7 protein-coding genes and 1 pseudogene are annotated in these 6,723 nt (G+C 71.4%); 5 read left to right on the top strand and 3 right to left on the bottom strand.

Annotation, left to right across the window (positions count from 1 at the left end; all coding sequences use genetic code 11):
• From AB0H81_RS43120 to AB0H81_RS43100, 5 genes and pseudogenes are all read left to right on the top strand, one after another.
• Window positions 1-185, top strand: a pseudogene (locus tag AB0H81_RS43120) (hypothetical protein); the annotation flags it as partial.
• Complete coding sequence (locus AB0H81_RS43115) at window positions 186-1,130, top strand: ABC transporter permease (RefSeq protein ID WP_358387791.1); 945 nt, start codon at window positions 186-188, stop codon at window positions 1,128-1,130. It abuts the pseudogene before it with no gap.
• The gene (locus AB0H81_RS43110) at window positions 1,123-2,091 is read left to right on the top strand and encodes an ABC transporter permease (protein ID WP_358387788.1); all 969 of its coding nucleotides are present in this window, start codon (window positions 1,123-1,125) and stop codon (window positions 2,089-2,091) included. Before AB0H81_RS43115 ends, AB0H81_RS43110 begins: the two co-directional genes overlap by 8 nt.
• Before the next feature lie 13 nt (window positions 2,092-2,104).
• Window positions 2,105-3,142 carry an ABC transporter ATP-binding protein gene (locus AB0H81_RS43105; RefSeq protein ID WP_358387785.1) on the top strand — a complete coding sequence of 346 codons (1,038 nt, stop codon included), beginning with the start codon at window positions 2,105-2,107 and terminating at the stop codon, window positions 3,140-3,142.
• Entirely contained in the window at window positions 3,126-4,142 is a 1,017-nt protein-coding gene (locus tag AB0H81_RS43100) for a dipeptide ABC transporter ATP-binding protein (protein ID WP_358387782.1), read from the top strand. The genes AB0H81_RS43105 and AB0H81_RS43100 overlap by 17 nt, the downstream gene beginning before the upstream one ends.
• A 123-nt stretch (window positions 4,143-4,265) precedes the next feature.
• Here the strand turns inward: AB0H81_RS43100 and AB0H81_RS43095 are convergent, their stop codons facing one another.
• From AB0H81_RS43095 to AB0H81_RS43085, 3 genes are all read right to left on the bottom strand, one after another.
• Window positions 4,266-5,450, bottom strand: a complete 1,185-nt coding sequence (locus tag AB0H81_RS43095; protein ID WP_358387779.1) for a lipid-transfer protein — start codon at window positions 5,448-5,450, stop codon at window positions 4,266-4,268.
• On the bottom strand, window positions 5,447-5,851 hold the full coding sequence (locus AB0H81_RS43090; RefSeq protein WP_358387777.1) for an OB-fold domain-containing protein: 405 nt from the start codon (window positions 5,849-5,851) through the stop codon (window positions 5,447-5,449). The genes AB0H81_RS43095 and AB0H81_RS43090 overlap by 4 nt, the downstream gene beginning before the upstream one ends.
• Before the next feature lie 50 nt (window positions 5,852-5,901).
• Window positions 5,902-6,723, bottom strand: an 822-nt coding sequence (locus AB0H81_RS43085; protein WP_358387775.1) for a S8 family serine peptidase, incomplete at its 5' end; no start/stop codon positions are given.

Below are 6,723 nucleotides of genomic sequence, written 5' to 3'. Positions count from 1 at the left end.
AGTTTGTCGCCGAACGCGGCGACGCGCTCCTGCGCTACGGCTACATGCTGGCCGGCAATCCGCACGACGCGGCCGACCTCGTCCAGGAGGCGCCCGCCCCTCGAGAGCCGCCAGGAAGGCAGTCGCCTGGGCCGTTCCACCCCATGGATCCAGGCACTGCCTTCCGGCATGTACGGGAGGCTTGAATGGGCCGTTACATCATCAGGCGCCTGATCCAGGCAGTGCCAGTCCTGCTCGGCGCCACCCTCTTCATCTTCGCCATCGTCTTCGCGCTTCCTGGTGACCCCATCGCGGCGCTGGCCGGTGAGAAGAGGCAGGACCCCAACATCGTCGCGATCATCCGCGACCAGTACCACCTCAATGATCCGCTGCTGCTCCAGTACTGGTACTACATCAGCGGCATCATCTTCCGCGGAGACTTCGGGCAGACGTTCGCCGGCGTCCCGGTCACCCAGCTCCTCGCCGGCAAGCTCCAGGTCACGCTGAACCTCGCGTTGGTCGCGCTGGTCCTGGAGGCCATCATCGGCGTCCTCCTCGGCCTCTGGGCGGCGCTGCGCCGCGGCCGGGCGACCGACACGGCCATCCTGGCCTCGACCCTGCTACTGATCTCGATCCCCACGCTGGTCAGCGGCTTCGTGCTGCAGCTCTGGCTGGGCGTCTGGCTCAAGCAGGTGACCGGCACGGAGATCTTCCCCATCGCGGGCGCCACGCAGGGACTGAAGTCGTACCTGCTGCCCGGGTTCGTGCTGGCGGGCACGTCGATCGCGTACCTGACGCGGCTCACCAGGACGAGCCTGGTGGAGACGCTGAGATCCGACTACATCCGCACGGCGACCGCCAAGGGCCTGTCCCGCCGGAGGGTCATCGGCCGGCACGGCCTGCGCAACGCGCTGATCCCCATGGTGACCTATCTGGGCGCCGACCTCGGCAACCTCATGGGCGGCGCGGTGATCACCGAGACGATCTTCAACCTGCCGGGGATCGGCCTCCAGCTCTACAACGGCGTCTACCTGCGAGAACAACCCATCGTCGTAGGAATCGTGACCATCCTGGTGTTGGTCTACATCGTCGCCAACCTGGTCGTCGACCTGATGTACGCAGTGCTCGACCCGAGGATCCGCTATGAGTGACACGCCACAGGCCGGCCCCGCGGCCTCCGAGAGCCAGACCCTGACCACGGAGAAGGTCGCCCCCCCGCCGTCGGGCGGCAGGCGCCGCAAGAAGGAGGAGAAGCCGGCGAGCCTGTGGACCGACGCCTGGCACGACCTGCGCCGCCGGCCGATGTTCATCTTCGCGCTGGCCCTCATCGCGATCCTGCTGATCATGTCGTTCTGGCCGTCGCTGTTCACCTCGATCAACCCGCTGGACGCGCGCTCCTGCGACCTCGCGACCGCCCGCCAGGGGCCCAGCGCGGGTCACATCTTCGGGCGTGACAACCTCGGCTGCGACGTGTACGCCAGGACGATCTACGGCGCCAGCAACTCGATCCTGATCGGCGTCAGCACCACGGTCATCACCGGGATCGTCGGCGGCCTGCTCGGCCTGCTCGCGGGCGCCCGCGGCGGGGTCACCGACACGGTCACCTCGCGCGTCACCGAGGTGTTCTTCGCCATCCCGCAGATCCTGGGCGCGCTGCTCATCACGGCGACGTTCCGGGACAAGGGGCTCGGCATCTGGATCGTGGTGATCGCGCTCTCGGTGCTGGCGTGGCCGATGACGTTCCGCATCATGCGGGCCGCCGTCATCACGGCCAGGAGCCAGGACTTCGTCGTCGCGGCACGGGCGCTCGGCGCGAGCCAGCGCCGGGTCATGTTCGGCCACCTGCTGCCGAACGCGATCGCCCCGGTGATCGTCGTGGCCACCATCAACCTGGGCGGGTTCATCGCGGCCGAGGCCGCGCTGTCGTTCCTCGGGGTCGGCGTGCAGTCGCCGGACATCTCGTGGGGCCTGATGATCGCCGACGCCCGGAGCCGGTTCCTGGAGGCGCCGCTGCCGCTGGTGTTCCCCGCCGTGTTCCTGAGCATCACCGTGCTGGCGTTCATCATGATGGGCGACGCCGTCCGCGACGCGCTCGACCCGAAGCTCAGGTAGGAGGGGGGATCAGATGAGTAAGACATCGCTGCGGACGTTGCCCGCCGAGGGAGGGCTGGGCGACGAGCCGTTGCTGGCGGTGGAGGACCTGCACGTCGAGTTCGTCACGCGGGCGGGCGTCGTCCGGGCCGTCAACGGTGTGAGCTACTCGCTCAACCCGGGTGAGACCCTCGCGGTCCTGGGCGAGTCGGGCTCCGGCAAGTCCGTGACCGCGCAGGCGATCATGGGCATTCTGGACATGCCGCCCGCGCGCATTCCCAAGGGAGAGATCCGCTTCCGCGGGACCGACCTGCTCAAGCTGTCGGACGAGGCGCGGACGCAGGTCCGTGGCCAGCGCATCGCGATGATCTTCCAGGACGCCCTGTCGGCGCTCAACCCGGTGTTCACCGTGGGCTGGCAGATCAGTGAGATGTTCCGCGTCCACCGCGGAATGTCCAAGCGCGACGCGATGGCCAAGGCCGTCGAGCTGATGGACCGGGTCCGCATCCCGGCCGCCAAGCAGCGCGTCAACGACTACCCGCACCAGTTCTCCGGGGGCATGCGCCAGCGCATCATGATCGCCATGTCGATCGCGCTGGACCCGGAGGTGCTGATCGCCGACGAGCCGACGACCGCGCTCGACGTGACGGTCCAGGCCCAGATCATGGAGCTGCTCGCCGACCTGCAGCGCGAGAGCAACATGGGCCTGATCCTCATCACGCACGACCTCGGCGTCGTCGCCGACGTCGCGGACAAGATCGCGGTCATGTACGCGGGGCGGATCGTGGAGAACGCCCCGGTGTACGACATCTACCGGACGCCCGCCCACCCGTACACGAAGGGCCTGCTGGAGTCGATCCCCAGGGTCGACCTCAAGGGCCAGGAGCTGTACGCGATCAAGGGTCTGCCGCCCAACCTGCTCAACATGCCGACCGGCTGCGCCTTCCACCCGCGGTGCCCGTACCGTCAGGACAACTGCGTGACCGACGCCCCCCCGCTCTACGGGATCAGCGGTACGCGCAACAGCGCCTGCCACTACTGGAGGGAGGTCCTCGATGGCGACCCAAGGTGAGCGCATCCTGGAGGTGCGCGACCTGGTCAAGCACTTCCCGCTGACCCAGGGCATCATGTTCAAGAAGCAGATCGGCGCCATCAAGGCCGTGGACGGCGTCTCCTTCGACCTGAACAAGGGCGAGACGCTGGGCATCGTCGGCGAGTCGGGCTGCGGCAAGTCCACGCTGGCCAAGGTGCTGATGGCGCTGGAGCGGCCGACGTCCGGCTCGGTGGTCGTCAACGGGCGCGACATGGCCCGCGCCAAGGGCGCCGACCTCAAGCGGATGCGCCGCAACATCCAGATGGTGATGCAGGACCCCTACACCTCGCTGAACCCCCGGATGACCGTCGGCGACATCGTGGGCGAGCCGTTCGAGATCCACACCGAGGTCGCGCCCAAGGGCGACCGGCGGCGCAAGGTGCAGGAGCTGCTGGAGGTCGTGGGCCTCAACCCCGACCACATCAACCGCTACCCCCACCAGTTCTCCGGTGGTCAGCGCCAGCGCATCGGCATCGCCCGCGGTCTGGCGCTCCAGCCTGAGATCATCGTCTGCGACGAGCCGGTGTCCGCGCTCGACGTGTCGATCCAGGCGCAGGTCATCAACCTGCTGGAGCGGCTGCAGAACGAGTTCGGCCTGGCGTACATCTTCATCGCCCACGACCTGTCGGTGGTGCGCCACATCTCCGACCGGGTCGCAGTGATGTACCTGGGCAAGATGGTGGAGCTGGGCAAGGACCTGGAGATCTACGACCGGCCGGCCCACCCGTACACCCAGGCGCTGCTGTCGGCCGTCCCGGTCCCCGACCCCGAGGGCCGCGAGCAGCGCGAGCGGATCATCCTGCAGGGCGACCCGCCCTCGCCGGCCAACCCGCCGTCGGGCTGCCGCTTCCGCACCCGCTGCTGGAAGGCCCAGGAGATCTGCGCCGAGCAGGAGCCGCTGCTCCAGATCCGGCCGGGCACGGCGCACCTCAGCGCCTGCCACTTCGCGGAGACGCACGACGTGGTCCACGCCGGCTGACGCCGCCGCCCACGTCCTCGGGGGCCCCGCGCGATCCGTTCGCGCGGGGCCCTCGGCGTTCCTCCGCCTCTTCGCCGTACGGGACGGTGTCGCGGGTGGGTCGCGCAGGGGCGGTCAGGCGGGTCAGCGGGTGGCGATGACGGCCGAGCCGTGGCCGAACAGGCCCTGGTTGACCGCCAGGCCCACCAGGGCGCCCTCCACCTGACGCCCGCCCGCCCGGCCGCGAAGCTGCCAGGTCAGCTCACACACCTGGGCGATCGCCTGGGCGGGGATCGCCTCGCCGAACGAGGCCAGCCCTCCCGAGGGGTTCACCGGGACCCGTCCGCCGAGCGCGGTGTCGCCGGCCCGCAGCAGCTTCTCCGCCTCGCCGGACGGGCAGAGGCCGACGTCCTCCATCCAGTCGAGCTCCAGCGCCGTGGACAGGTCGTACACCTCGGCGAACGACACGTCCTCCGGGCCCAGCCCCGCCTCCTCGTACGCGCTGTGTGCGATCGCCGCGCGGAACGGCCGCCCGGTGGGTGGCGCGGCGGCGCTGGAGTCGGTGGCGAACTCCGGGAGCTCCAGCACGGTGTTGGGGAAGGCGGGCGTCACCGTGGAGACGGCGGCCAGGCGCACCGCGTCCGTGACGCCGCGCCGCCGGGCGTAGTCCTCCGAGGCGAGCACGAGCGCGGCCCCGCCGTCGGAGGTGGCGCAGATGTCCATGAGGCGCAGCGGGTCGGCCACCACGGGCGAGGCCAGCACCTCCTCGGCCGTGACGCGCTTGCGGTAGCGGGCCAGCGGGTTCAGCGAGCCGGCGCGGGCGTTCTTGACCTTGACGGCCGCGAAGTCCTCGGGCGTGGAGCCGTGCAGGGCCATCCGGCGGCGCGCGTACAGCCCGAAGTAGGCCGGGTTGGTCGCGCCGAGCAGGCGGAAGCGCAGCCAGTCGGGGTCGTCGGGGCGGTCGCCGCCGACCGGCTTGAAGAAGCCCTTCGGCGTGGAGTCGGCGCCCACGACCAGCGCCACGTCGCACAGCCCGGCGAGGATCCGGGTCCGCGCGATGTCGACCGCCTGCGCGCCGGAGGCGCAGGCGGCGTAGCAGGACGCGATCCGGGCGCCCGACCAGCCGAGCGCCCTGGCGTACGTCGCCCCGGCCACGAAGCCCGGGTAGCCGTTCCTGATCGTGTCGGCCCCGACCAGGAACCCGACCTCGGGCCAGCTCACGTCCGCGTCGCGCAGGGCCTCGCGGGCCGCCGCCAGGCCGTACTCGGTGAACGGGCGGCCCCACTTGCCCCACGGGTGCATCCCCGCGCCCAGCACCACCACGCTCACGACGCCGGCCCCCACATCCACACGAGCGGCCCGTCGCCGAGCGGGCCGCAGGTCAGCTCCAGCTCCATGCCGACCTCCAGGTCCGCGACCGTGAGGTCCCTGACCTGGCCGAGCACCACGATGCCCTCGCGCTCCAGCTCCACCGCCGCCAGCGTGACGGGTGCGTACGGCTCGGCGGCCACGTACGGGGCGGGCGGGGGATAGCAGGAGTTGGTGTAGGACCAGACGCGGCCCCGCCGGGACAGCCGCGTCACCTCCAGGTGCTCGCCGTCGCAGCCGGGATTGGGGCAGAAGCCGGTCCGCGGGGGGAACGTCACCGTGCCGCAGGCGGCGCAGCGGGCGCCCAGGAGGTGGGTGACGCCGTCCTCGACCGTGAACCAGCCGTCGATCGCCAGGGTCATGCCAGGAGTATTACACAAGCGCTTGTTAGGGATAAGGGTGCGGGGCGGGCTCAGTGGGCGCGTCGGCGGGCCACCACGTGGGCCGCCATCGCGAGGCAGAGCGCCACCAGCCCGAGCAGCGTCGGCAGCCGGGACTCCGGCGCGCCGCCGTCCGCCGGGGCAGGCCTCCGCGGCGGGGCCGGAGGAGCCGCGCCCGCCCTGGCTCCCGCCATCCGGCTCGCCTCCCGCAGCGCCAGCAGCGCGTCGGCCACGCCGTGCCCGTACGAGGGGTCGCGGCCCTCCGCGCGGGAGGCGGCCTCTGGACGCCGGACGGGAGGCGAGGCGGTGCCGCGCTCGATGGCCGCGCGCACCTGGCGCGGCGGCAGTCCGGGATAGGCGGACCTGACCAGGGCCGCGATGCCCGCCACCATGGCCGCGGCCGCGCTCGTGCCGTCGCCCACCACGTAGGAGCGGTCGCCGTCGGCCGTGAGGATGCCCGTGCCGGGGGCCACCACCGAGAGGTAGTTCTGGCGGTTGGAGAACGACGCCACCTTGAGCCGCCGGTCCACCGCGCCGACCGCGATGACGCCGGGATAGGCGGCGGGGTAGTTCTTGCGGTTCGTGGTCTCGCCGTCGTTGCCCGAGGAGGCCACGAGGACGGCGCCGCGGCTCAGCGCGTACCGGACCGCCTCCTTCTCGGCGGGGGAGCCGTTCCAGGCGCCGCTGCCGCCGCCCAGGGACATGCTGATGACGTCAGCGCCGTGGTCGGCGGCGTAGCGGATGCCGCGGGCCAGCGCGTCGGGCCGGCCTGCGGCGGGGCGCGCGCGCAGCGGGTCGTCGTTCTCCAGCGTGACGCGGACCGACAGGATGCGGGCCCCGGGGGCGACGCCGAT

It is taken from the genome of Nonomuraea sp. NPDC050691 (genome assembly GCF_040654455.1).
Taxonomy (GTDB): domain Bacteria; phylum Actinomycetota; class Actinomycetes; order Streptosporangiales; family Streptosporangiaceae; genus Nonomuraea.
The sequence above is the reverse complement of the archived record's forward strand: the minus strand, read 5'-3'. Positions and strand labels throughout refer to the sequence as shown.